The organism is Xylanibacter rarus (assembly GCF_001275135.1).
In the GTDB taxonomy this organism is placed as follows: Bacteria; Bacteroidota; Bacteroidia; order Bacteroidales; family Bacteroidaceae; genus Prevotella; species Prevotella rara.
In genome coordinates this window covers 1-25,390 of record NZ_LFQU01000042.1, presented here as the reverse complement: position 1 = coordinate 25,390, position 25,390 = coordinate 1, and the positions used below count along the sequence as shown (strand labels likewise).

24 protein-coding genes are annotated in these 25,390 nt (G+C 46.8%); 9 read left to right on the top strand and 15 right to left on the bottom strand.

Annotated features, from left to right (window positions below; translation table 11 throughout):
- Positions 1–880 precede the first annotated feature (880 nt).
- Positions 881–1,369, bottom strand: a complete 489-nt coding sequence (locus tag ACU52_RS13665; RefSeq protein WP_147630885.1) for a bacteriocin fulvocin C-related protein — start codon at positions 1,367–1,369, stop codon at positions 881–883.
- Between the two features lie 251 nt (positions 1,370–1,620).
- Positions 1,621–3,330: a tetratricopeptide repeat protein gene (locus tag ACU52_RS13660; protein WP_053399188.1), complete on the bottom strand. Its 1,710-nt coding sequence runs from the start codon at positions 3,328–3,330 to the stop codon at positions 1,621–1,623.
- Positions 3,331–3,871: 541 nt separating this feature from the next.
- Between ACU52_RS13660 and ACU52_RS13655 the strand changes: the two genes are divergently transcribed.
- From ACU52_RS13655 to ACU52_RS13645, 3 genes are read left to right on the top strand one after another with little or no spacing between them, the layout of a single operon-like run.
- Positions 3,872–4,432 carry a flavin reductase family protein gene (locus ACU52_RS13655; RefSeq protein WP_053399187.1) on the top strand — a complete coding sequence of 187 codons (561 nt, stop codon included), beginning with the start codon at positions 3,872–3,874 and terminating at the stop codon, positions 4,430–4,432.
- A 54-nt stretch (positions 4,433–4,486) separates the two neighbouring features.
- A complete protein-coding gene (ndk, locus tag ACU52_RS13650) occupies positions 4,487–4,948 on the top strand; it encodes a nucleoside-diphosphate kinase (protein ID WP_053399186.1) in 462 nt (153 codons plus the stop codon).
- A gap of 41 nt (positions 4,949–4,989) precedes the next feature.
- Positions 4,990–5,457, top strand: a complete 468-nt coding sequence (locus tag ACU52_RS13645; RefSeq protein ID WP_021854232.1) for a MaoC family dehydratase — start codon at positions 4,990–4,992, stop codon at positions 5,455–5,457.
- Positions 5,458–5,575: 118 nt separating this feature from the next.
- On the opposite strand, the gene lptB is transcribed toward ACU52_RS13645, so the two are convergent.
- Positions 5,576–6,406 carry an LPS export ABC transporter ATP-binding protein gene (gene lptB / locus ACU52_RS13640; protein ID WP_053399185.1) on the bottom strand — a complete coding sequence of 277 codons (831 nt, stop codon included), beginning with the start codon at positions 6,404–6,406 and terminating at the stop codon, positions 5,576–5,578.
- Positions 6,407–6,571: 165 nt separating this feature from the next.
- On the opposite strand from lptB, the gene ACU52_RS13635 reads away from it, so the two are divergent.
- From ACU52_RS13635 to ACU52_RS13620, 4 genes are all read left to right on the top strand, one after another.
- On the top strand, positions 6,572–7,318 hold the full coding sequence (locus ACU52_RS13635) for an MlaE family ABC transporter permease (RefSeq protein WP_021854234.1): 747 nt from the start codon (positions 6,572–6,574) through the stop codon (positions 7,316–7,318).
- 3 nt (positions 7,319–7,321) lie between these two features.
- Positions 7,322–8,089, top strand: a complete 768-nt coding sequence (locus ACU52_RS13630) for an ABC transporter ATP-binding protein (protein ID WP_021854235.1) — start codon at positions 7,322–7,324, stop codon at positions 8,087–8,089.
- Between the two features lie 303 nt (positions 8,090–8,392).
- Complete coding sequence (locus ACU52_RS13625; RefSeq protein WP_082335305.1) at positions 8,393–9,478, top strand: linear amide C-N hydrolase; 1,086 nt, start codon at positions 8,393–8,395, stop codon at positions 9,476–9,478.
- 720 nt (positions 9,479–10,198) lie between these two features.
- Complete coding sequence (locus ACU52_RS13620; RefSeq protein WP_053399191.1) at positions 10,199–11,749, top strand: ATP-binding protein; 1,551 nt, start codon at positions 10,199–10,201, stop codon at positions 11,747–11,749.
- An 81-nt stretch (positions 11,750–11,830) separates the two neighbouring features.
- Here ACU52_RS13620 and ACU52_RS13615 read toward each other — a convergent pair whose 3' ends face one another.
- From ACU52_RS13615 to era, 4 genes are all read right to left on the bottom strand, one after another.
- The gene (locus ACU52_RS13615) at positions 11,831–12,796 is read right to left on the bottom strand and encodes a hypothetical protein (protein ID WP_053399183.1); all 966 of its coding nucleotides are present in this window, start codon (positions 12,794–12,796) and stop codon (positions 11,831–11,833) included.
- Between the two features lie 129 nt (positions 12,797–12,925).
- A complete protein-coding gene (locus tag ACU52_RS13610) occupies positions 12,926–13,345 on the bottom strand; it encodes a hypothetical protein (RefSeq protein WP_082335304.1) in 420 nt (139 codons plus the stop codon).
- Positions 13,346–13,389: 44 nt separating this feature from the next.
- Positions 13,390–14,703, bottom strand: a complete 1,314-nt coding sequence (gene der, locus ACU52_RS13605; protein WP_021854240.1) for a ribosome biogenesis GTPase Der — start codon at positions 14,701–14,703, stop codon at positions 13,390–13,392.
- A gap of 212 nt (positions 14,704–14,915) precedes the next feature.
- Entirely contained in the window at positions 14,916–15,797 is an 882-nt protein-coding gene (era, locus tag ACU52_RS13595) for a GTPase Era (RefSeq protein WP_021854241.1), read from the bottom strand.
- Positions 15,798–16,090: 293 nt separating this feature from the next.
- On the opposite strand from era, the gene ACU52_RS13590 reads away from it, so the two are divergent.
- Positions 16,091–16,594 (top strand): hypothetical protein, encoded by a 504-nt coding sequence (locus tag ACU52_RS13590; RefSeq protein ID WP_053399180.1) that lies wholly within the window; start codon positions 16,091–16,093, stop codon positions 16,592–16,594.
- Positions 16,595–16,805: 211 nt separating this feature from the next.
- On the opposite strand, the gene ACU52_RS13585 is transcribed toward ACU52_RS13590, so the two are convergent.
- From ACU52_RS13585 to ACU52_RS13560, 7 genes are all read right to left on the bottom strand, one after another.
- Positions 16,806–17,504 (bottom strand): SIMPL domain-containing protein, encoded by a 699-nt coding sequence (locus ACU52_RS13585; protein WP_021854244.1) that lies wholly within the window; start codon positions 17,502–17,504, stop codon positions 16,806–16,808.
- A gap of 308 nt (positions 17,505–17,812) precedes the next feature.
- Positions 17,813–18,829, bottom strand: a complete 1,017-nt coding sequence (locus ACU52_RS13580; protein ID WP_021854245.1) for a beta-ketoacyl-ACP synthase III — start codon at positions 18,827–18,829, stop codon at positions 17,813–17,815.
- Positions 18,829–19,014 carry a 50S ribosomal protein L32 gene (gene rpmF, locus ACU52_RS14880; protein WP_021854246.1) on the bottom strand — a complete coding sequence of 62 codons (186 nt, stop codon included), beginning with the start codon at positions 19,012–19,014 and terminating at the stop codon, positions 18,829–18,831. The genes ACU52_RS13580 and rpmF overlap by 1 nt, the downstream gene beginning before the upstream one ends.
- A gap of 6 nt (positions 19,015–19,020) precedes the next feature.
- Positions 19,021–19,554 (bottom strand): YceD family protein, encoded by a 534-nt coding sequence (locus tag ACU52_RS13575; protein ID WP_053399179.1) that lies wholly within the window; start codon positions 19,552–19,554, stop codon positions 19,021–19,023.
- Between the two features lie 716 nt (positions 19,555–20,270).
- Positions 20,271–21,884: a M56 family metallopeptidase gene (locus ACU52_RS13570; protein ID WP_147630884.1), complete on the bottom strand. Its 1,614-nt coding sequence runs from the start codon at positions 21,882–21,884 to the stop codon at positions 20,271–20,273.
- A 43-nt stretch (positions 21,885–21,927) separates the two neighbouring features.
- Positions 21,928–22,677: a TlpA family protein disulfide reductase gene (locus ACU52_RS13565; RefSeq protein ID WP_053399177.1), complete on the bottom strand. Its 750-nt coding sequence runs from the start codon at positions 22,675–22,677 to the stop codon at positions 21,928–21,930.
- A complete protein-coding gene (locus ACU52_RS13560) occupies positions 22,674–23,039 on the bottom strand; it encodes a BlaI/MecI/CopY family transcriptional regulator (protein WP_021854251.1) in 366 nt (121 codons plus the stop codon). The genes ACU52_RS13565 and ACU52_RS13560 overlap by 4 nt, the downstream gene beginning before the upstream one ends.
- Positions 23,040–23,323: 284 nt before the next feature.
- Here ACU52_RS13560 and ACU52_RS13555 point away from each other — a divergent pair, with 284 nt between their 5' ends.
- The gene (locus ACU52_RS13555) at positions 23,324–24,493 is read left to right on the top strand and encodes a sensor histidine kinase (protein WP_021854252.1); all 1,170 of its coding nucleotides are present in this window, start codon (positions 23,324–23,326) and stop codon (positions 24,491–24,493) included.
- A 459-nt stretch (positions 24,494–24,952) separates the two neighbouring features.
- Here ACU52_RS13555 and ACU52_RS15935 read toward each other — a convergent pair whose 3' ends face one another.
- Positions 24,953–25,297 (bottom strand): STM3941 family protein, encoded by a 345-nt coding sequence (locus tag ACU52_RS15935; RefSeq protein WP_162207786.1) that lies wholly within the window; start codon positions 25,295–25,297, stop codon positions 24,953–24,955.
- Between the last annotated feature and the right edge of the window lie 93 nt (positions 25,298–25,390).

Below are 25,390 nucleotides of genomic sequence, written 5' to 3'. Positions count from 1 at the left end.
ATCACGCTACAACAGACTGACGGACAGCACGTTACACAGCATTGTGACGAGTGACGAGTTTTTATCAAAACTTTTATGCTTTCTGCCGTTGACTTTTTCTGATTTTGGTTGACTCCATGCGGCTCTGGTCCTGAAACAAGTTGACTTTAACACTAATCTGTCATCAAGCCGCACATGGCCTTATCTATTTTGTGCATTCAGCTTTCAGCCCGTCTTTTTGTCGGATTATTCTTGACATAGCCCGCTATGGCTCTGCAAAAGGTATCCTTTTACTGTCTGAAAGAGCACATTTTATGCTGCAAAAGCATACCTTTTAGAAGGTCATTTGCCGTGTTTTGAAAGACATACGACGGGCGCATAATTCAGATAATTAGCCGACAAAAAGTTTAAACAGACTTTTATCACACCTAATCGGCACACTCATAAACGTTTATGAAATAAGACACCCATGCCGGTACGGCAAATATTATAAAAATAAGCCAGACAACCACAGAAATGACATACACAGCTTTTATTCTGCATACAAAACAGATGTACGTCAGCACCGCAGCAAGCAGCCAGCCCAACGACTGCATCAGCGAGATGAGAGAGTCGTAGAAAGTAACGGCATAAAACGGTATCATAAAAGCAAGAATACCTGCCAACATCGCCATAAAATGCCTGTTTGTGTTTTCTCTCTTTCGCTGTATGGCAGACAAACGCCAACATACGACAGCCGACAAAAACAGCCCTCCTGCAAATGAGGATATGAAGAGAGACTCGAAACAATTAAATATACATGCCGCCATTGTTGACAGCAGCATCAGGAAGAACGAACATAAATAATCCTTGCAATTCATAGGCAAACATCAATATAAGGCATTGCCGGAGGCATGACAAATTAATCGTTTTCATATTTTATCACCATTTCTTCGCCTGACGCGGCTATCGAATACACCATCTGCCGGCTCCATCTGAACTGTCGTTCTGCCGTCTGCATCCACCCTGCCATAAACGTATTGACTTCGGTGTCCTGTTCAGGAGTAATCTGCTTACCAGTAAACAAACCTTGATGGCTGTCTATAAAGTCATATAGCTTCATCACATGGCTCTTTTCCTTTTCCGACAACTTATCGTCAGCTGCGATGTCCGTCAGCTTATCTTTCCAGAACTGCACTCGCTGTTCAGGAGTAAACCTTGTGTATGCAGCACGCCTAATCCCGTCTGTCGGAAGTTTGAGCCATTCGCTGCGCGTCATCATCGCTATTCTGTCTTTGTTGGCTTCAGTCCAAGCCTCCGACACGGAGTCGCCACAGCATACGCTGTCCGTCTGCGCATAAACCATATACGGTGCCAGCAACAGGAAAAACATTAATACACACTTCTGCATGATAAATCAGATTTAAGTTAAACATTAATCACCAAGCGACGGACTTACATTCTAAATGTCTGCCTCACACAGCTTGTTTTTTATCTGCAATAACAACAGATGTCATCACCTGCTGATTTTTTCATCGCTTTAAAGTTTGTCAAATATACAAACATTGAAAAAACTTTAGGTGAACAATCAGCTTAACAAAACTTCACCATATTGTTCCGTCCATGCAATAAAACTTTAGAAATCAACATATTATAAAACATCTAAAAATCACGGATAAAGGTATCAAAGTCTCTCGACGAACCTTTCTTGCCGAGCATTTTACCATACAGGCGAACCTTAGCCATGCCGATGGAACTGTACGAATAAGACGATATGTTGCATATCTCTTTAGAGGTCAGACCGGCCTTTACCATGCAGCATATCCACATCTCATTGCTACGTATGTCGGGATAAAACTCCTTTAGGCGCAAGGTGAAATCACCATATGCCTTGTTCAGAGCCTCAACAAGCATGTGATAATCGGCAGATGTAGGTTTTGCAATCGGATCGTGATAAAGTTTATACACATCCGTATCGGCCAAATCTGCCACAAGCAGCTCGCCGTGCTTCTGCTCAAAGGCTGTCAAGGCGTCTTTATATTTCAGCATCTCAGCCTCATTGCGGATAAGTTCCTGCCGCAGTTCCGACAGCGTCTGGTTTGATGCTGTCAGTTCATTTTCAAGTAAGGCTATGCGCTCCTTGTTCTGCTGCGCGCGCTGTTTTTCCTTCATGCTGCGCTCGAGGCGATAACGTCTCACTCGCTCCAGCTGCTCCCGTTGCTTTCTCTTGCGCTTGAGATACATCCCCAGCAAAGCCACCGAAGCAATAACCACCACAACAACCAGTATAGACATTACTGCTGCAAGGCGTAACTGCGAGGAGGCCAAAGCCGCATTTTTACGCTCCACATCTATACTCTTTTCCACCTGCGACAACATGTCCGATGTTTCCTTCAGTTCACTTGCTTCCACAGAGTCAGAATATACAGAATATTTCTCATAATATTCCATTGCCTCGTCACGCTTGCCCTGCTTATTTAAGATTCTTATTAAATCCTGACACGCATCTCTTTTTTCTGTATTATTACTGTAAATCATCCCTCTCTTATTATAAGCCACGGCAGAATCAAGTTGTCCCGTATGCTCAAAATAATATGCCCAAACATAATAATGAGATGATATGTCTTTGTCTGTCATTGCAAGAAAGGGCGTATTCAATGCCGCATAGGCTTCATCAAGCCGACCTTCTTCAATATATATACCAGCCAATTCCTCCATAACCATATTATAAAGGTTCGCGTCATCAATAGACTTTGCCTTTTTTGCAGCTTGCCGATAATAAGGTATAGCCGTGTTGTTCTGCTTGAGATAGCTGTACGACCGCCCAATGTCTCTCAACGAATAAATCTCTGTAACCTGTGCGCCGGCCTTCTTGGCATATCCGTATGCCAACTTATTATATCGCAACGCATCTTTATGCAAGCCCTCAACCTCATAAACATATCCTGCCCATGTGGCGGCACGGGCTTTGTAGCGGTTGATGACAGAATCGTTCTCCGCGTCAACGGCAATGGCCTTGTTGAACGATGTAAGGGCGTGGCCGTAAAGATGCATGTCGCAATAAACACGGCCGAGAAGATAATCAGCACGTACGCGCTGAAGGGCACTGCCGTAAGAATCATAACACCCTGCGGCTATACGTATGGCCGAGTCTGACACATGCAGGATATAGCATTTGTCGTCGGCTTCGGTGCGCGACAGAGCATACCACAGGCGAAAGTCTTTACCCGAACGGCATATTTCGAGTGAGTCGCGCTTCAATATCGCCAACGCGCTGTCGGGATGTTCCTCCATAAGGCTGTCGGCTGTGCGCAATATGCCCTCCGCCCTGCCTCCGTCACGACAGGAAAAGAATGTTGTGCAAAGCAGCAAGAAGGGGAGTATTCTTGTAATTAAAAAAGTTATAGTAGTTAAAGGAGTTAAAGTCATATGCCCTGTAGTATTTTATCTTGAGTGAAGTCATCCGAATTGTGTCTTACCGTGAGCATTGCCCGCAAAGTCTGTTTTAAACATTTGACATCAGTTCTTTATAGTGTTTTTGCATTTTAGGCAGTGAACAGACAAGTTCTGCGCAGTGCAAATATAATAAATTCATTTTAATTGGCTTACTACTTACATTCAAATTCTTCACTCCCGGCTTTCACAACTCCGCATTTGGATTGTTCGCTTTTCACTTTTAACTTTCGCAAGACGGGAGTTAAAGTAGTTATCGCCAACAAGTTGGCTAGGAGTTAAAGTCATATGCTTTGTTGCCATAAAAACATCTCAACATTTGGATTCTTCACTCTTCGTTCTTCACTCTTCACTTAATCTTCAATCGGATTGTTCGCTTTTCACTTAAATAATTTGCCCGTGTCAGACAAAGTTTGTATTTTTGTAAGTTAACTTTCAGTTATCAAAGAACTTAAGCATTATGAGAAAGAATTTTGGAGCAAAGCCGCTGACATATCCGCAGCCGGTGTTCATCATAGCAACATACGGCGAAGACGGCACACCCGACGCCATGAACGCAGCGTGGGGCGGCATAAGCGAGATAAAAGAGATAAGCATGTGTCTCAGCGCAGGACACAAGACAGTGAAGAACATACTGAAACGCAAAGCATTCACGGTGAGCATGGCCGACGCCGCACATATCGTGGCATGCGACTATGTAGGACTTGTGTCGGGAAACAATGTGCCCGACAAGTTTGAGCGTGCAGGATTTCATGCCACCAAGTCGGAGTTTGTCGATGCTCCGCTGATAGACGAACTTGCCGTGGCCGTTGAGTGCCGTCTGATAGACTATAATCCTGATACATGCATACTGCGCGGCGAGATTGTGAACGTAAGCGTTGACGAGAGCGTTATAGGCGAAGACGGAAAGGTTGACGTAGAGAAGGCAGCCCCAGTGATATTCGACCCGTTCAACAACGAATACCGCAAGATCGGCGCAAAGGCAGGCAACGCTTTCTCTGACGGCAAGGAACTGAAATGACACGCCGCAACGGCAACAACTGAACATAGAAAAACCTTAATATCAAAACATAACATGGAAAGAACACTAATACTGCTGAAGCCCTGCACAGTGCAGAGAAGGCTTATCGGAGAAATAATAAACCGAATTGAGCGCAAAGGCCTGCGCATTGTGGGCATGAAGATGATGCAGCTGACAGACGAACTGCTCAACGAACACTACGCCCACCTGGCCGAAAGACCGTTCTTTAAATTCGTGAAAGCCTCAATGATGGCTGCCCCGGTGGTGGCTCTGTGTGTTGAGGGATGCGAGGCAGTTGAAGTGGTGCGCACCATAACGGGAGCCACCAACGGACGCAAGGCTGCGCCGGGAACAATAAGAGGCGACTACTCTATGAGCGGACAGGAGAACATAATACATGCTTCTGACAGCACGGAGAACGCCGCAATAGAGATTAAGCGATTCTTCAAGTCCGAAGAGCTGTTTGACTATGCCGACCCGCTGGCGCAGTATCTCTACAGTCCCGACGGAGTATGATTGAAATCAACTAATTTACAAATCTATAAACATCAAGAAAAGTGAGTAAAGTAATTATCAACAGTTATGAAGAGTTTGCCGCTCTGCTCGGCAAGAACATCGGAGTGTCTGACTATGTAGAGCTGACACAGGAACGCATAAACATGTTTGCCGACGCCACACTGGACCATCAGTGGATACACGTAGACCAGGAGCGCGCAAAGACAGAGAGCCCGTTCAAGACAACTATAGCCCACGGCTATCTCACGCTGTCGATGCTGCCCTATCTGTGGAACCAGATCATTGAGGTAAACAACCTGAAGATGATGGTGAACTACGGCATGGACAAGATGAAGTTCGGACAGGCTGTAAAGTCAGGCGAATCAATACGCCTCGTGGCCGACCTGCACAGCATAGAGAACCTGCGCGGAACGGTAAAAGCCGAAATAAAGTTCAGTATTGAGATAAAGGATTCGCCCAAAAAAGCCCTGACCGGCATTGCGACATTCCTGTACTATTTCAACAAATAAATCTTTTTAATTCATAATTCACAATTCATAATTCATAATTGGTTGGCGGATATGCCGTTTTGTTTTTTTGAAAATAATCAACCCAATTATGAATTATGAATTGTGAATTATGAATTAATTAACCGTTTTCCTCTGCCTCGCGTGCTTTTTTCTCCTCGTCGATAAGCTGGAAGTCTTTCTTTCGGAGAACGAAGCTGTTACTGAGGTATTTCTCCCTTACAATCTTATTCTCGGCAAGCTGTTCAGGCGTACCGCGGAACAATATGCGGCCCTCGAACAGCAGATATGCACGGTCGGTGATGCTAAGGGTCTCCTGCACGTTGTGGTCGGTTATAAGGATGCCGATGTTGCGGTATTTAAGCTGCCACACTATGTGCTGAATGTCCTCAACGGCAATAGGGTCTACGCCGGCAAAGGGCTCGTCGAGCATGATAAACTTAGGATCGATGGCCAGACAGCGCGCAATCTCAGTACGGCGACGCTCACCTCCCGAAAGCTGGTCACCCTTGTTCTTTCGCACCTTGTTCAGGCGGAACTCGCGTATGAGGCTCTCCAGCTTTTCCTCGCGCTCGGCACGCTTCAGCCCTGTCATCTCGAGCACAGCCATGATGTTGTCTTCAACGCTCAGCTTGCGGAACACGCTTGCCTCCTGCGGCAGATAGCCAATGCCCGCCCTTGCGCGCTTGTATACAGGAAAGTCGGTTATCTCCTTGTCTCCCAGATATATATGGCCCGCGTTGGGCACGATAAGACCTGTGGTCATATAGAACGACGTTGTCTTGCCGGCACCGTTAGGTCCGAGCAGTCCGACAATCTCGCCCTGCCTCACGTTGATCGAAACGTCGTTAACAACGGTGCGCTTTCCGTAGCGCTTCACCAGTCCCTCGGCACGCAGCACCATGCCTTCGCCCTGCTGCATGCCCGCATTCAAATCTTTTTCTCCGTTCATTTAAGACTGTAACAATGTTTATTTATGCAAAAGTAGTAAAATTGTATCTAATAATATCTACAGAATCGAAAAACTCTTGAACTTGTTGCAGTTTTTTATCAATTTTTGGTTACTTTTGTAGCGGTTTCACGCCAAGAGAAATTATATAACAGACTTTTTAAGACAATGCTGATAGACAAATATCTAACAAGTTTCGGTAAATACCTGATACTTATGGGCCGTGCCTTCTCGCGGCCTGAACGCATGCGCATGTTCATGAAGCAGTATCTGAAGGAAATGTCATCGCTGGGCGTAAACTCGATAGGCATTGTGCTGCTGATATCGTTTTTTATCGGCGCAGTAATCTGCATACAGATAAAGCTGAACATACAGAGCCCGTGGATGCCGCGCTTCGTTACGGGATACGTAACGCGCGAAATCATGCTGCTCGAGTTTTCATCGTCAATAATGTGTCTTATCCTTGCCGGAAAGGTGGGCTCTAACATTGCCTCGGAGATAGGCACGATGAGAGTGACGCAGCAGATAGACGCGCTTGACATCATGGGCGTCAACTCGGCCAACTTCCTCATCCTGCCGAAAATCATGGGCATGATAACCATCATGCCGTTCCTGGTTATATTCAGCACGGCATCAGGCATCATCGGCGCCTACGCCACCTCATATCTGGGACACGTGATAAGCGCGGAAGACCTTACGATAGGCTTGCAGCACGACTTCAACCCGTGGTTTATGTATATGAGCATCATCAAGAGCCTCTTCTTCGCGTTCATCATCACGAGCGTGTCGTCTTACTACGGCTACACCGTTGAGGGAGGCTCGGTCGAGGTGGGCAAGTCGAGCACCAACGCTGTGGTTACAAGCAGCGTGCTTGTGCTGTTCTCCGACGTATTTTTAACTCAAATACTTTCATAGGCCATGATTGAAGTTAAGAACCTCTGCAAATCCTTCGGTGAGAAAGAAGTGCTGAAAGACATCAGCACCGTTTTTGACAGCGGAAAGACAAACCTGATAATCGGACAAAGCGGCTCAGGAAAGACCGTGCTCGTGAAGAACCTCGTGGGACTGCTCGAGCCTACAAGCGGCGACGTGCTCTACGACGGACGCAACTTCATGGCCATGGACAAGAAGGAGAAGATAATGCTGCGCAGGGAGATGGGCATGATTTTCCAGAGCGCGGCGCTGTTCGACTCGATGACGGTACTAGAGAACGTGATGTTCCCGCTCGACATGTTCTCTAACATGAACCTCCGCGAACGCATACAGCGCGCCAAGACATGTCTCGACCGCGTAAATCTGAAGGACGCCGGATCAAAGTTTCCGGGCGAACTCTCGGGCGGTATGCAGAAGCGTGTGGCAATAGCCAGAGCCATAGCGCTTAATCCTAAATATCTGTTCTGCGACGAGCCAAACTCAGGACTCGACCCTAAGACGTCGCTCGTGATTGACGAACTGCTGCACAGCATCACGCACGAGTTTAACATCACCACGATTATAAACACTCACGACATGAACTCGGTGATGGGCATAGGCGAGAACATCATCTTTATATACGAAGGACACAAGGAATGGCAGGGCGTGAGCGCCGACATAATGGGCTCGAGCAACCAGAAGCTGACCGACTTCATATTTGCGAGCGACCTGCTCAAAAAGATGCGCAACGCCGTGATTAACAAGGAAATGTAAACAACAGAAATATCAACAGAGACGGCATCCGCGTATGCGGATGCCGTTTTTTTATTGTACCGTCTGACGACATAAGATAAAAAACATCTGTGACAGCACACCTTAATAAGATGAACAGACTTGACCTTAATCATTAAATTTACAAATAAACGGACTTATGCATTGCGGTGTCAAAACTATTCTGTATCTTTGGATAATGGCAGACAAGAGCCCCCTACGGCAAAAACAAAAGAAGGCCGGCATAAGAAAAGGGGCCGGGCAGCTGCCTAAAAGAAACAATAATCAACAAAAAACAAAGAGATTATGAGAATGAAACTATTAGCCGTAATGGCCGCAGCGGCCCTGATGGCAACAAGCACACAGCAGGCAGAAGCCTGCACAGGCATAACACTGAAGACTGCCGACGGAACAAGCATCCCGGCAAGAACTATCGAATGGGGCGGAAGCGACCTTAACAGCAAGTATGTAATCGTGCCGAGAGGATATACGCAGCAGTCGTATATACCGGGCGGACAGAAGAACGGACTGCAGTTTACAGCCAAATACGGATATGTAGGTCTGGCCGTTGAGCAGGAGGAATTTGTGGCTGAAGGCCTTAACGAAAAAGGATTGTCGGCCGGTCTGTTCTACTTTCCGAGATACGGACAGTATGAGGCTTACAGCGAAGCTAACCGCCAGTCGAGCATAGCCGACCTGCAGCTGGTATCATGGATTCTGGGCAACTTCAGCACCGTAGACGAAGTAATTGAAGGAATGAAAGACGTTCATGTGGTGGCAATAGACCCGAGAGCCTCAACAGTTCACTGGCGCATAACCGAGCCGTCGGGCCGTCAGATAGTGATAGAGATAACCGAAGGCAAGGTGAACGTGTTTGAAAACAGACTGGGCGTGCTGACCAACTCGCCTGGCTTTGAATGGCAGATGACCAATCTGAACAACTACGTAAACCTCTATCCCGGCACGGCACAGGCAAAGACATTAGACGGCACAGCCCTCACGTCGTTTGGCGCCGGCAGCGGATTCTTAGGCATACCGGGCGACGTAACTCCGCCTTCACGCTTTGTGCGCGCAGCGTTCTATCAGGCAACGGCTCCGAAAAAACAGACTGCCGAAGAAACCGTGCTGCAGTGTTTCCAGATACTCAACAACTTCGACATACCCGTAGGCATTGAGTTTGTCGACGGCGAGACTCCAGCCGACATTCCAAGCGCAACGCAATGGACATCGGCCACAGACATGAAGAACTTGGCGATATACTACCGCACGATGCACAACAGCGCCATAAGGAAGTTTGACCTGAAGACAATAAAATTCGACAAGGTGAAATATCAGGCCGTACTGCTCGACGCTACAAAGAATCAGCCCATAACGACGGTCAAGGTGAAGTAAGAATATTGAGGAGCAGGAAGTTATCCACATACGTTCAGTCTGCACCTGCAACATGCAATAACCTGACAAGCGGACAAAGGCAATAATGTTTTGCCTTTGTCCGCTTATTTTATTCGGCAGAAAACATGATTCATGCTATAACAAGCATACAGACGAAGCCGGCACTCAACGACTGACTGGCGCAAAGGCTACACACAGCAGCCATGCATATAGAAATGTTCAGCCATGCCCTTGCCCATCTGAAAATGAAACCTTGCAATACAAACAAAATTACTCTATGGTTTACGGATAAAAAGTGGGCCGTTTTTGCATAAAAAGTGGCCCATTTACGAGTCGTAAACAAGCCACTAACAGTTTAAAACTAAAACAGTGTGATTATCTTAACAAACAGGCATTAAAATGTAGTGCAAATTACCATCTAAAACATAAAACCGATAAAAAGTTACGATTTTCGGGTGCTTTTCAACTCATTGTAAATATAATTCCACAAAATCTGATTAAAGTCTGCAAATACTTACATGCTTTTTTACCGGGTATTTATAAAAATCATACTTTTTCATCATATAATTCAAAGAATATAGGAAGCGGCTCAGAATTGTCAAAACAAAAAACATTGTTTTTCTTTTGACTTTTCACTCGCCTTTCACTATCTTTGCATAAGGCATGAAGGCAACACGTTACAGACGGATGCCGCATGACGTAACAAAAATGAAGAGAGAAATGGAAAGACTTTATCCGATAGGCATACAAAACTTTGAAGACCTGAGACGCAACGGGTATATATATGTAGACAAGACGGCACTGATACATCGCCTTGTACGCACAGGCAAATATTATTTTCTCGGCCGCCCGCGACGCTTCGGAAAAAGTCTGATGATTTCTACTCTGGAGGCTTATTTCCAGGGAAAACGTGAACTATTCAAGGGACTCGACGTTGAAAAGCTGGAAAAAGAATGGACTGTGAGACCTGTGCTGCACATCGACCTGAATGGTCAGGAATATAAATCACGGCAAGACCTTGAAGATATGCTCAACAGCTATCTTGCAAAATGGGAAAAGATGTATGGGTGCGAGACATCTGAGAAATCTGCCTCACTACGCTTTTCTGCCATAATAAGAAATGCGGCAAAACAGACCGGACAGAACGTGGCAATACTCATAGACGAATATGACAAGCCACTGATACAGGCCATCGGAAACGAAAAGCTGCAAGATGAATACCGCAACACGCTTAAAGCATTCTACGGCAACCTGAAATCGTGCGACGGATATATCAAGTTTGCCATTCTTACAGGCGTAACCAGATTCAGCAGGGTAAGCATATTCAGCGACCTGAACAACCTGAACGACATAACAATGGACGACAATTATTCTGCCTTATGCGGAATAACCGAAAAGGAACTGAAGGGAAACTTTGAGCCTGACATCAGGCAACTGGCCGAAAAGATGAACATATCGTTCGACGAAACTTGCAACCGGCTGAAAAAACTTTATGACGGATATCATTTCACCGAAAACGGCGAAGGCATGTACAATCCGTTCAGCCTGCTGAACACATTCTACAGGATGGAACTCGACAACTACTGGTTTGCCACAGGCACCCCTACCCTGCTCGTAAAGATGCTGAAGCAGAACGACTATCGTCTGAGCAATCTTACAGAAGGCGTGCAGGCTTCGTCTTATGAGCTCAACGGAATGGAGAACACAGAAAACAATCCTGTGCCTATGTTCTTCCAGACCGGATATCTGACAATAAAAGACTACGACAAGGAGTTTAAGACATATACACTGGGATTTCCCAACGAGGAAGTTGAACACGGATTTATCAACTTTCTCATGCCGAGCTATGTCAACATAAACGAACATGAGTCGGCTTTTCAGATAATGAACTTTGTAAAGGAGGTAAGAGCCGGAAAGATTGACGACTTTATGGCGCGCCTGCAAAGCTTCATGGCCGGCACGCCCTACGAACTGGCACGTCAGCAGGAACTTCACTATCAGAACGTGCTCTACATAATGTTCAGCCTGCTGGGCTTTTATACCGAAGCCGAATACCACACGTCGCAGGGAAGAATAGACATGGTGGTAAAGACAAAAGAATATATCTACGTCATGGAGTTTAAGCTTGAAGGCACTGCGGAAGAGGCCATAAAGCAAATCAACGAGAAACAATATGCAGCCCCGTTTGCATCAGACCCGAGAAAGCTGTACAAGATTGGCGTAAACTTCAGCCGCGAGACAAGGAATATAGAAAGGTGGATAGTGGAATAGCACTATCCTCAACAAGCAGGACATACTGCCAATATTGCTGAATGCGCAAACAGTAATATTGCTGTATGTAAACGTTTCTTATTATCTTTGATAATTGATTTCCGGCGGTCCGAAAGGTATCGGTCCGGGCATCGGCGTAAACTCAGGCATAATCATCGGCCCTTGCTTCTTGTTGTTCTTAAACACAGTCTCATCAAGCACTTCTTTTACCAGCCAGCCCACAGGCAGTTCAAGCGTAAACTTTTCGCTGAATTTTATCTTAGGCGTTATTATCGGCGACGTAACCCAACGGCCGGCAAACGAGTCATAATATCGCTCAACACCCACATCCATGCCGAACGTTTCGCCCATTAAGCTCAAGAAACCTCCGTAACCGCTCGAACCCATATAAGGCATGGCTCCCATCGTGTAGTATGACTGCCCTGTATAATAACGGCCGAATATGGTGGCCGAAACGTTTTCGTTGAAGTTATAGGTAACAGAGCCCCTGAAGCCAAACATGGTGTTCACGTTGCGCCACATAGAATAGCGGTCGGCCGAAACTCCTCCGGCAAAGGTTAAGTTGCCAACATTCTGCACCGCGCTGAACGACACGTTCTGGTTAGACATCAGGGCAGGCATGGTGGTGCGCGAGCCGGAACCAATAAGATAGCCGTTCTTCCATGAAGTGACGACACCACTGCGGCTGAAGTCGTAAGCGTAAGGCGATGCAGTAAACTTCGGTTCGGGCATGCCGTAAAGCATTATGCGCTCTATACTGTCAACATGAAACTTTAGTTTGGGAGGCTGAACCGACGACATCATCCTGCTGAATGTACTATTCGTAAAACGGCTTTCGGGCAAAGGCGCCGAAAACTCAGGCGAATAGGCATCATGCATAAGCTTATCCTGAAATGCTGACGGCACGGAATCTGTAATGTCATTGCCGCCATCGTTGATTTTAGAACTGCCGAAAGGCTCTTGGGCAAAGACCGTAAAGACGAAGGACAACAGGCATAAAAGAGCCATTGTTCTTCTGCGGACAAACTGACTGATATTAAATTCCATACCGCAAAATGATTTAATTACCATGACGGTTGTTCAACTTTTGACAAGCTGCTGCATCCGCAACCGACAGCACAACGTACAACCCGCAGACAGGGACAAGGACTTAGCCGAAACAACGTCTAAAATGCCCTATCGCATAAGCCAACGGTTCTTATGGAAAACCATTGGTACGACAACTTCCTCGTTAAGGCTGTCGCCAAAACAGAACACTAGGAAAGCTTCGGCTGCATGGACAGACTTGTCTGTCTTTTCAATATGGATTGTGTCATTGACACAGTTCATTATCCTGACTTCGCGTATGCCGTGATGCTCCTCTTTGACACGTTCCACAAACATCTTGGCATTGGCCTCAAGCTCTTCGCGATAACCGTCAGGGATGGTGTCGGCAAGATACATGCCGCGAACAAAATATGCATAATTTCCGGCCAGCAGCGAGTCGTAATACTCCTTTGCGGCCTTGGCTGCAGCGATATCGTTTTTATGTTCTTCGCTGCACGCAAAGAACATAAAAACGCAAAAAGTGAATATGACGAAAAATATTTTTCTCATTTAATTATATTAGCATCTATAAAACATGGCCAACGCGCCACAAGTTATTTTTGCCTGATAAAGATGTTTATAGGCGAGCCTGTGAGAGTCCAGTTCTCGCGAATCTTGTTCTCGAGGAAACGTCTGTAAGGCTCCTTGATGTATTGCGGCAGATTGGCGTAGAACACGAACGAAGGTATCTGCGTGTTGGGCAACTGCGAGCAATACTTTATCTTGATATACTTGCCTTTTATCGATGGTGGCGGATAAGCCTCAATCAGCGGCAGCATAACCTCGTTGAGCTTGGTGGTTCCGATCTTGGCCTTGCGGTTGAGATAAACCTGCTTGGCTGTTTCGAGCACCTTGAATATGCGCTGCTTTGTAAGTGCCGAGGCAAAGATTATAGGAAAGTCGGTGAACGGAGCCATGCGGTTGCGTATGGCAGTAACGAAGGTGTCGATAACCTTCTGGTCCTTGTTCTCTACCAAATCCCACTTGTTCACCACAACCACGAGCGACTTGTTGTTCTTCTGTATAAGCTGGAAGATGTTCATGTCCTGTGCCTCGATGCCTCGTGTAGCGTCGATCATAAGTATGCAGACATCCGAGTTTTCGATGGCGCGGATAGAACGCATCACGCTGTAGAACTCAAGATCTTCAGTAACCTTATTCTTACGGCGTATGCCAGCTGTGTCAACCAGGTAGAAATCGAAGCCAAACTTGTCGTAGCGCGTATAGATACTGTCGCGCGTAGTGCCGGCTATCTCGGTTACGATGTTGCGGTCTTCGCCGATAAAGGCGTTGATGATGCTGCTCTTGCCGGCGTTAGGACGGCCGACAACGGCAAAGCGAGGAATGCCGTCTTCAAGCAGTTCGCCGCTGTCGCTCTTGAACTTTGTAAGCATAAGGTCGAGCAGATCGCCCGTGCCGCTGCCCGTGGCGCTGCTTATGCACTGCGGATCGCCAAGTCCGAGCTTATAGAACTCGGCAGCACTATACTGCAGGTCGTTGTTGTCAACCTTATTGACCACCACGATAACCGGCAGCTTTGTACGGCGCAGGATGGCAGCCACGTCCTCGTCCCAGTCGGTCAGACCGGTTGTAACGTCAACCAGGAAGAGCACCAGATCGGCCTCTTCGGTGGCAATAATCACCTGCTTGCGTATTTCTTCTTCAAAGATGTCATCCGACTTTACCACCCATCCTCCGGTGTCGACAACGGAAAACTCCTTTCCGTTCCACTCGCACTTGCCGTACTGACGGTCACGTGTGGTGCCGGCGGTGTCGCTGACGATAGCACGACGCGACTTTGTGAGTCGGTTAAAAAGCGTAGACTTACCTACATTAGGGCGTCCTACTATTGCTACTAAATTTGCCATTTGTCATTTGTTTTAGAGAGATCAAGCCTGCCGGGATTCATCCTTGATACGCATGCCGGACGCTGAGTCCTGCCGCACGACGGCCGAAACGGAGGCCAACACATCTCCCTCTGGTTTATATTTATTATAGCTTCACTCTTTATCTGTTTATTCAAAGCATGCGGAATGCCGTATGTGTGCATGCCGCAAAAGCCCGAAACAGGCATGAGAAATTACTCCGGATTGTAGCCAAAGTTGTCAAGCTCTTTCTTAGAGCTGCGCCAGTCTTTGTCAACCTTGACGAACATCTCGAGGTAGATGCTCTTGCCGAAGAACTTCTCGAGAGTCTTGCGTGCCTCGGTGCTCATCTTCTTCAGGGCCACGCCCTGATGTCCGATGATGATGCCTTTCTGCGAGTCGCGCTCAACATATATTACCGCACGTATGTGTATGTGGCGCTCGTCTTCCTTGAACGACTGCACGCTGACCTCAACAGAGTAAGGTATCTCCTTGTCGTAATAGAGCAGAATCTTCTCGCGTATTATCTCGCTCACAAAGAAACGTGCCGGCTTGTCGGTGAGCTGGTCTTTGTCGAAATAAGGCGGCGAGTCGGGCAACAGCTCCTTAATGCGCTTCAGCAGCATGTCGATGCCAAACTTATTCTTGGCCGATATGGGCAGAATCTCAGCCTCGGGCAGCAGCTTATGCCACAGCTCAACCAGGTCGCCGAGCTTCTGCTGGTCGCTCTCGTCAATCTTGTTGATAAGCAGGAGCACCGGAATAGTCATCTTGCGCACCTTCTCGAGGAAGTCCATGTTCTTTTCGGGGTTCTCCACCACGTCGGTTACATAGAGCAGCACGTCAGCGTCTTTAAGTGCCGACTCAGAGAAAGCCAGCATCGACTCCTGCAGCTTATAGTTTGGCTTGAGCACTCCCGGGGTGTCGGAGAACACGATCTGCATGTCGTCCGTGTTGACGATGCCCATTATACGGTGGCGCGTGGTCTGCGCCTTGAATGTGGCAATGCTTATGCGCTCGCCTACAAGCTGATTCATCAGCGTCGACTTGCCCACGTTAGGATTACCTACAATGTTTACAAATCCTGCCTTGTGCATCTGTATTTTTATTTTGCTTGAATAAAAGATTATAATCTAAGTCTGCAAATATACGAAAAATTTTCAGCACAACCAACTAAGCAGGTTGCATGTGCCAATAAATCAAGATAAAAGATGTTAAACTGACACTTGGAACACGCCGCAATACACCAACCGGAGAATGCGTCCGCAGCCTGCATTAATCACCACATTATCAGGACGTTAAGCTATCCGCATGTCAATATATTCAACAACACAATAAAGTAACGGAAGGCACGTTATAACAACAGTAAATTAAACTAAAAAATATTATTATGGTCAAAAATTTTTTCATCTTTCTTATTGTGGCCATCGGCCTTTGTTCATGCGATGGAGCTGAACCACACCTCATCGTAACCGAAGCGAACAAAGCAACAAAAGAGCTTAACGAAAAGTATTTCGACATTACTTGTGGCGAATGGTATAACGAGGTGTCTGACAGTACAGGAAAAATTTACGAATATATCTATCTCGGAAAAGACAGAAAGAACGTACATATAACAAAGATTGTGACAAGAGAAATTGTAAAAATCAACGGAAAAGACACCTACACTGATTGGCGAATACTAAAAAACGATACAACCAAAGGAGACTGGAAATTGTACTGCACAGAAGAAAACGGAAATCTGACACCATATATTGAAATAGAAATATACTATGGCAACAACTGCGCAAACGGAAGAATCGGCCACTTTTACCATGCCGACGCAAACGAACTTCATGCAGACGTATTCTATTTTGACAAAATGAAGCGCGGAAAAGCAGAGCCGAGCTTCTGACGAAATAAAAAAGACTTCGCAGGCTGATGTCCGGCGAAGTCTTTTGTTTATTTAAACCAACTCAATTTTTTAGGCTACAAGAACCTAAATTAAAATCACATTTCTCATACGATTTCACTGTTTAAGCCATACGGCGAAATTACATTCACAGCATGCACAACGCATCTGACTGCAAAACCCTAATGACTTAAACACCGGCACATCACCTGCACTAATCCTTCAGCGAATACGTAACCGTGGTAACCACACGCACCTTCTTTATGTAAGGCGTGTTGCTGTCGCGGTCGTCTATAGAGAACTGTCCCTGGTCGGCGGTCATAATCTTGTCGAGTTTGCTGTTGCTGTTTTCGGCAAACTGTGCCGCCGTCTGTTCTGCGTTCTTTATAGCCTCCTGCATCATCTTAGGCTTCATCTGCTGGAACGAGACATACTCATAAGACACTCCGCTGCCATATCCGCCGTCGACAACGGCCACGCCCTGCTTAAGCAGTTCGCCCTGACGCGCAATGATGCTTCTTACGAGCTTCACGTTGCGCGACGTAACGGTAACCGTTGACGTTATGTTGTAACGGTAGTTGCGCTTTGCCATGCTGTACTGGTCGGCATTAAGGTCGATCACCACGGGGGCGTTGACGCTGATTTCGCTCTCCTTGATGCCGTTCTGCGTCAGAAAGCTCTTCACCTTGGCCGTGGTAGCGTTTATGCGCGTGTATAATTCCGGCAGGTTGTCGCCCAGCTCCTTTGTAAGTATCGGCCATGTAACCTTGTCGGCCGCCACCTCCTTCTCGGCAAGTCCCTTCACTGTAACCTTGCGGTCTTTGTTGGTAAAATTGTCGAAACCCGACTTTATGCAGAGGCCCAATATAACGATGCCTGCCGCAATGATTGCTGATTCCCATATTCTGTTCATAGCCTATAAATGTTAAGATTTACGCCATAAATGTACGAAGTTTTTCGACATGTTGCTCTCTGCGGGCCACTTTTTACCTTATGTTAACCTTTCGGAGCATACCGGCAACAATATTTACGAAACTTCGGAGTAGAAACATTCAATATGAAAGAATACTGACGGCACGCACGACATCCATTCACATGGACAAGCCATGCCCGTGCGCACGCCACTGAATGACGCCGCGCACGGGCATGGCACAAAAAAAGAAACGCACCTGCCATATAAGGGCAGATGCGTCGTCTTTCTATCTGATATTATCTTTCTGTCTATTTTCCGACAAAGTCTGATCCGTCGTAAGCCCACTTGTAGTAAGAAGCTCCGTGAACGAATCCGGCGCCGAATGCCGTCATGATGAGGTTGTCGCCCTTCTTGAGCAGATGCTCGTTCTCCCAGATTGCGAGCGGAATAGTAGCCGCACTGGTGTTACCGAAGTGCTCAATGTTGACCATAACCTGCTCCATGGGCAGCTCAAGACGCTTGGCCACAGCCTCGATGATGCGGATGTTGGCCTGATGAGGAACCACAAAGCGGATGTTGTCCTTGTTGAGGTTGTTGCGCTCTGCTATAAGTGCGCAGTCGTCGCTCATGCTTGTAACGGCATAGCGGAACACTGTGCGTCCCTCCTGATAGAGGTAATGCAGACGGTGGTCGACCGTGAAGTGTGACGGAGGACATACCGAACCGCCGGCCTTAAGATGGAGGAAGGGAAGTCCCTTTCCGTCGGCACGGAAGTAAGAGTCCATCGCACCGATGTTCTGCTCAGTTGTACCTTCTACGAGAACCGCTGCCGCACCGTCGCCGAAGAGAGGGCATGTGCTGCGGTCTTTATAGTCGACAACTGACGACATCTTGTCGGCTCCGATTACTATTATCCTCTTGTAGCGTCCGCTCTGTATCATCGACGTTGCCACGTCGAACGAATAGAGGAAGCCGCAACAAGCAGCCCAAAAGTCGAAAGCAAACGCGTTTTTCAGTCCCAGCTTGCCTATAACGATAGATGCTGTTGACGGAAAAGCATAATCGGCTGTCGAGGTGGAAACGATGACAGCATCGATGGTATCGGGGTCGACGCCCGTTTTCTTAAGGAGCTGCTTTGCAGCCTTGCGCGCCATGTATGACGTGCCGAGGCCTTCCTCGGTGAGGATGCGGCGCTCCTTGATGCCGACACGCGTCATAATCCACTCATCGTTGGTGTCTACCATTCTTGACAGTTCCTCGTTGTTGAGGACATAGTCAGGAACGTAACCGCCGATTCCTGTGATTATTGCGTTTATTTTCTCCATTATTCAGCTGTTTCCTTTACAATAGCGATCTTACCTCTGTAGTAACCGCATGTCGGGCAAACTGTGTGATAAATATGATAAGCGCCGCAGTTAGGGCATACTGCCAGTGTAGGAGCTACAGCCTTGTCATGAGTTCTTCTTTTAAGTGTACGTGTCTTTGACTGTCTTCTTTTAGGATGTGCCATTTTCTTTTAATCTTTAATTATTGTTTTTAATTTTTCTAATTCACTCCAACGCGGGTCCACGGGCTTCTCCTCATCGCCATCACTGCTTCGGGCAGCTGAATGCTCTTCGAGAGCTTTTATCATCGCAGGGTTGCATTTTCCAGGTGCATGCACATGCTTAATGGGTATGCTGAGGGCTATGAACTCGTATATAAACCATGAAACGTCGAGCCGGCCTTCGTCGCGCTCTACCGTTATGAGGTCGTCGTCTTCTGAATATTCTTCTCCAAACTTAACCGTCAGCCTGTTGTCAGAGCTTACGGGCTGCTCCATGTCGTCGAGACAGATGTCGCACGGAACATTGACTGTGCCTTCTGAGTGGAAGTTGAGCTCGAAATACTCTGACGTGCGCTGAACTCTCAGCTCCACCTCTACCGCTCCGCTCCTTACCTCAGGACCGTCTACAGCCTCAAAATAAGCATTGTCGAGGTCGTACTTAAAGATGGTTTCGCCCTCCTTAAGACCTTTCAAATCAATTTTAAAAGACTCTAAACTGCACATTTTTTGATGAATAAAATAAATGACTTCATGCGCACGGAATTACAGCAGCACCCCGGGTGCTTCTTCCACACGCATCGCCTTTGGGCTGCAAAGTTACAAATTATTTTTTATTCTTGTATTACAAATGCCGAAAATTTCATGTATTTATAGACTAAAGTGGCATTGTTTCACCATGTTGCAGCATTTATCTGCCGTTTAGGAGCATGTTAAAAGTATTGACAAATGGCACGTGCCGCATAATTATATGCCGCAAATGCCTACTGCAGGTGCTTACATCTGCCTTAAAATATGGCTGCGCAGGCACGGCAGACATATACCAAACGCCTAAACGGCACATAGGCTGCGTGGCAGGGCTTATACCTCACGGCGCACACGGAGGGCACTGAATACGGCTCCGGCATTCATAAATTTCACACCGGGCATACGCCCGTTTACGGCGTCCCGGCAGCCATTTGGCAGGCTGTTTTAGCCGTCCGTGTAACGCATTGTGTATCAATGCGTTGTAAAAGGCCGTCTTTTACGCTCTAAAACATGGTCTTTTACATGCTGAAAGGTGGCCTTTCGCAACGCAAAAGGCCACCTTTTGAAAACCAGCAGGCATCCATCGCCCTGTCTGTTGGCTCTGCACGCCGTTATGAGCCTGTGGCGTGAGGCAACAAAAGTATATCTTATCGATGCCGGCCGGAACATGTCCGGGCGGCCGATGCATCTTCATCTTATTTCTTGGTGCTTACCACAATGGCGCCGTTCTTGGCCTGTTCGCCAAATTTTTCAACGGCAGACTCGCCTTTAAACACCTCTATGCTATTTATTTTATCTGCGCTTATCTTTTTCAGTTCGGCGGCACTGACGTGCACACCGTCTACGACATAATATACATCATCGCTAAAGGCAATATTGCTGCCGGCGGCTTTCTGGCTTTCGCTGTCAGGTCCGCCGTCCATGCGGAAGTTCACTGGCAAAGTGTAACGCACGTTTACTGCCTCGCCGCGCTGATAGCCCGGCACCCATTTTGGCATGGCGGCAACCACTCTGACAGCCTCGGCGTCGAGTTCTGGACTGACGTTTCTTATTGGCTTAACATCTCTAACGGTGCCGTCCTTGCCTATAACGAACTGCACTATCACCATTCCTTGTATGCCGGCCTTGGCGGCTTCGGCAGGGTATTTTATGTTATCACGCAGGTATGCCATAAGGGCATTAGTTCCGCCGGGATAGCGCGGCTGATCCTCGACAACGTCGAACACACGGCCGTCATCTTTTGAGGCGCCGACAGTAACGCCTGCCACACGCCCCCTGAGGCTGTCGGCGGCAGCAGTCTCCGGCGCAGCGGCTTCAGCCGACATGCCTGCGGCGCCGGCCTCGCCAGTGCTCATGGCCAGATGCTCGGCCGTGCCCGGCATGCTTCTAACAACAGAATTTACGAGAGCATTGCTGTCGTGCTCTATCTCCTTACTCAAGCTTTCGGCCTTCGGCGTGGCAAAAGCCACTACGGCAACGGCCGCAACGGGAACGGTAAGCAATATCTTGGCGCGGTTCCACGGGTTAGACTTTTTAATCAGCATCATAGTTATTCGTTTTTTTAGTGAGTTATGATTTAGATTGTTTGCCATACTGAATAGCCGCTCGCCCACGGCCTTGCGTATCAGAAGGAGCTGATATTCGGATGCGTCGGCACCGCTCTGTATCACGGCCTCGTCGGCCTCATACTCGTGTATGTTCTGCAGCTCGCGGCGCAGCAGCCATGCGGCGGGATTAAACCACTGGAATATCAGCAGCATGTTGCACAGCATTATGTCGAGCGAGTGGCGGCGCGCTATGTGCGCCTTTTCGTGTATTAGTATTTCGCTGCGTCCGCTTTCATAGTCGCTCCTGCTTATCACGATGTTGTTAAACCAGCTGAACGGCGCTACGTCATCATCAATCACTACTATCTTTATGCCGTCGGCGGTTGTAACAGAGTATTTTCCCGAGATAAGCCTATGCAGCCTTACGAGCGAGCATATCTCGCCTACAAGGAACAAGGCCACACCTATTATATATATGGCGAAGAGCACCTGTATGAGCGTCGGGCCCGAGGGCGCAGGGCCGTCGTCTACAACGCCCATAGCCAGCAGCTGCTCTATCTGCACCATTCCGTCGTAAGCCACGGTTGGCTCGTCCACAGATATGTTCACAAACGGCAGCACGAGCGACAGCAGCATGAGCAGCAACAGCGTGGCGCGGTTGAACGCATGAAACGTGTCGCGGCTGAGCAGCAGTTTGTAAAACAGGTAGAAAGCCGCCAGGCATATCGCCACCTTTATCGAATATATGAAAAACATTCCCATGGCATCATCGTTTTTTATCCGTATTTTTATCCTCAAACCGGTCTCAGCGCACGGCCGAAACTTTCTTTATAGCCTCAAGCATGTCGTGGCGTTTCTGGCCGTTGGTTCCTGTGACCAGTTTGCGCACCACTCCGTCCTTGTCTATCAGCACCGTCGTAGGCGTCTGCTGCACCATGAACATCTCCCAAAGTGTCCTGTCGCCGGCTACTTGCGTGAACCTGAAGTTCTGCCGTTCTACGATGTCTTTTATTTCTTCAAACGAATTATACGTAACGGCAAGGAAGTTTACATCAGGACATTCGTCTTTCCATTTGCTTATCTCAGGCATCTCCCTTATGCACGGCCCACAGCCTGTGTACCAGAAGTTGAGCACCAGCGCGCGGCCTTTGGTTGATGCGTTGTCCCACACACGGCCGTCGACATCTTTCACGCTGAACTGCCCTATCGTGTCGCCTTCGGCAATTCTGGTCTTCTTCGGCACGTTGTAAACCATCTTCATTGCCATAGATTCTCTTACCTGTGCCTGCTCAATCCAGTAGTCGGCGTTGGGCACATCTTCCTTTTTCACGGCATAGCGCTTAGATTCGTCACTTAGCTTGATGCCCTTTATCGCCATGATTTTGTTGCCGTCCTGGTCCGACAGGATTATTACACCAACCTGTTTTCCGTCAACATCCGACGGCATTTCGTTAAAGAAGCAGCCGTCTATGAGAAGTTTCGGCAGTTTTCCGTCGGCAAAAGAGGTTGCAGAAATACACAGGGCGAGCAACAATGTCAGCAGCAGTTTCTTCATTTTTTGTTCTCCTCAACCTTTTTTATGAGGTCTTTCAGCTCGTCGAGCGATATTTTCTCTTCGCTCACAAGTGTAGACACCACTCCAAGATACGACTTGCCGAAGAACTTGTTGACAACGTTATTAAGCGAACCTCGCTTGTAGCCTTCGCGCGATATCTTCGGGAAATAGGCGTATGTGCGTGTCTTCAGGTTGCGGTGCGACAGGAAGCCTTTGTCTTCCAGTATATGCACAAGTGTTGAAAGCGTGTTTACATGTGGTTTCGGATCGTCATACAAAGCCTGCAGCTCGCGTATCTGCATCTCGCCCTTGTCCCAATAGTGGTTCATTATCTCTTCTTCCTTGTTTGTCAATGATTTCATAGCTATTTGTTTTTGTTTACCGCAAAGTAACTAAATAGATTAGTTATATGCAAAAATATGCGTGTTAATAAAATTAAAACGGATGCACTTTTAACTAAACAGCTTAGTTTATTAACAATGTAAACGGTCTATTTAACTAAGCAGAATAGTTTATACATGCGTTCCGCCCAATCCTTTTCTTTCAGCTGAATCATGCTGCATGCTCAATGCCGATGCGCAGCCTGTGGCATCATTTTAATGCGCGCGCAAACAATATTATTATTTTTAAGGCGTTATAAAACTGTATGCAGTGGACAGACCGAATAAGACAGGTGAAGATAATACTCGTGCTGGCGGCCATAATTATTGCCGTTGCTTCTCTTATTGTGTCCAATAATCTTGTAAAGAAGCTTGCAGACGAAGAACACAACAAGATGGAGGTATGGGCTGAAGCCATGCGCTCGCTTAACAAGGCAGACGAAAACACTGATCTCAATCTTGTCCTTAAGGTCATCAACGAAAACAACACCATACCGGTAATTGTTACCGACTCGAAACGCAACGTGCAGATTTACCGCAACGTCAACCTTAAAGGCGTAAACTATGAGGACAGCCTGAAAAATGCCGGAAGCATAAGCGAAAAATTGCTTAACGAAGGAAAATTCATCAGGATATATCTCGACGACAGCCTTAAGAATGATTATATCAACGTGTGCTACGACGATTCTGTCATTCTGAAACGCCTGTCTACATATCCTTACATCCAGCTTGGAGTTGTCATGCTGTTTGTAGTTGTTGCGATATTCGCACTGCTTACATCCAAAAAGGCAGAGCAAAACAAGGTGTGGGTAGGTCTGTCCAAGGAAACAGCCCACCAGCTCGGCACGCCTATTTCGAGCCTTATGGCATGGACAGAGATATTAAAGGAGAATTATCCTGACGACGAGCTGATACCCGAAATGGATAAAGACGTCAAGAGACTCGAACTTATAGCCGAGCGTTTCTCAAAGATTGGTTCACTGCCGGAGCCTGTTCCTTCAAGCCTTATGGACGTCATGACTCATGTAATCGACTACATGGACCGGCGCACTTCGTCAAAGGTAACCTTCATAAAAGAGTTTCCCGAAAACGACATAACAGTAAGAATAAACAGTTCGCTCTTCGAGTGGGTAATCGAAAATCTGTGTAAAAACGCTGTAGATGCAATGGAAGGATGCGGCACAATAACGCTTCATGTCGAGGAAACGGCATCGAGAGTAATCATTGAAGTTACTGACACAGGCAAAGGTATAAAGAAAAAGAACATAAGAAATGTTTTCAAACCTGGCTTTACAACAAAAAAACGTGGCTGGGGCCTGGGACTGTCGTTGGCAAAACGAATCGTTGAAGAATATCATAAAGGCCGAATATTCGTGAAAAACTCAGAAATAGGCAAAGGCACAACATTCAGAATTGAACTGACAAAGCGTGCATGAGAGCGTTCTTAGAGCAATATCGGTAAGGAACAATAGTTCAGGTCCATATATCACGTTTCGATGCACAATTAGCCGGCGAAAATAAAAGTCTATTCGCATTATGTTCAAGTTTGCCTTTCATCAGACAACTTCTGTCTTTTCAGGCGTTCATTCAACAGATGGCAAATATCATTACCCTTCATTATAAGATTAGCCGGCAAAATAAAAGTCTTTTTACATTATGTTCAAGCTTGCCTTTCTTCAGATATCTTCTGTCCGTTCAGGCGTTCATTCAGCAGATGGTAAATATCATCTCACTTCATTCCAAGGTTTGAGACATAAATAGTTTCAATAGCTCCTGTGACATTGAAATTAAATGCCATCTACTTTTTGACTATACCTGAGGTGCTTCTAGATTTCATTTTCTTCAAAAGATATGAGTCCTTGTAGTCAATGGCTATTTGCATGTTACTATTTATTTTAATTAGTCTGAAACATTTTACATCTGCAAAATATATTGTATTTTATGCTGCCGTAAATTGCACGTATTGCTCCAACCCTGTCATCATAGATAATTAAATATGGTATGCGTTTTATGGTATTATAAAGAGTGGTGACACCCAAGAACAATCCACCACCTCCCCAAAATATCACACTAAGCCAGCACACTATAAATTTAATCACAAACCTGCAAGATTCATCCTCGTCAATTATCATATATACTCCACCTACAGCAAAAAGCATGCAGCATAGAAACAACAACAGATTCTTCCTGCAACTTTGGTATATTTTAATTACAACTTCATAATTTATCGGATATTTCATTTCAAAATAACGGATTCCATTACTTATCATTCCTCATCCGTGCCATAAGTCACATTAGCCTTATTAGTCTCATAAGTCCCATACTCCGTGGAA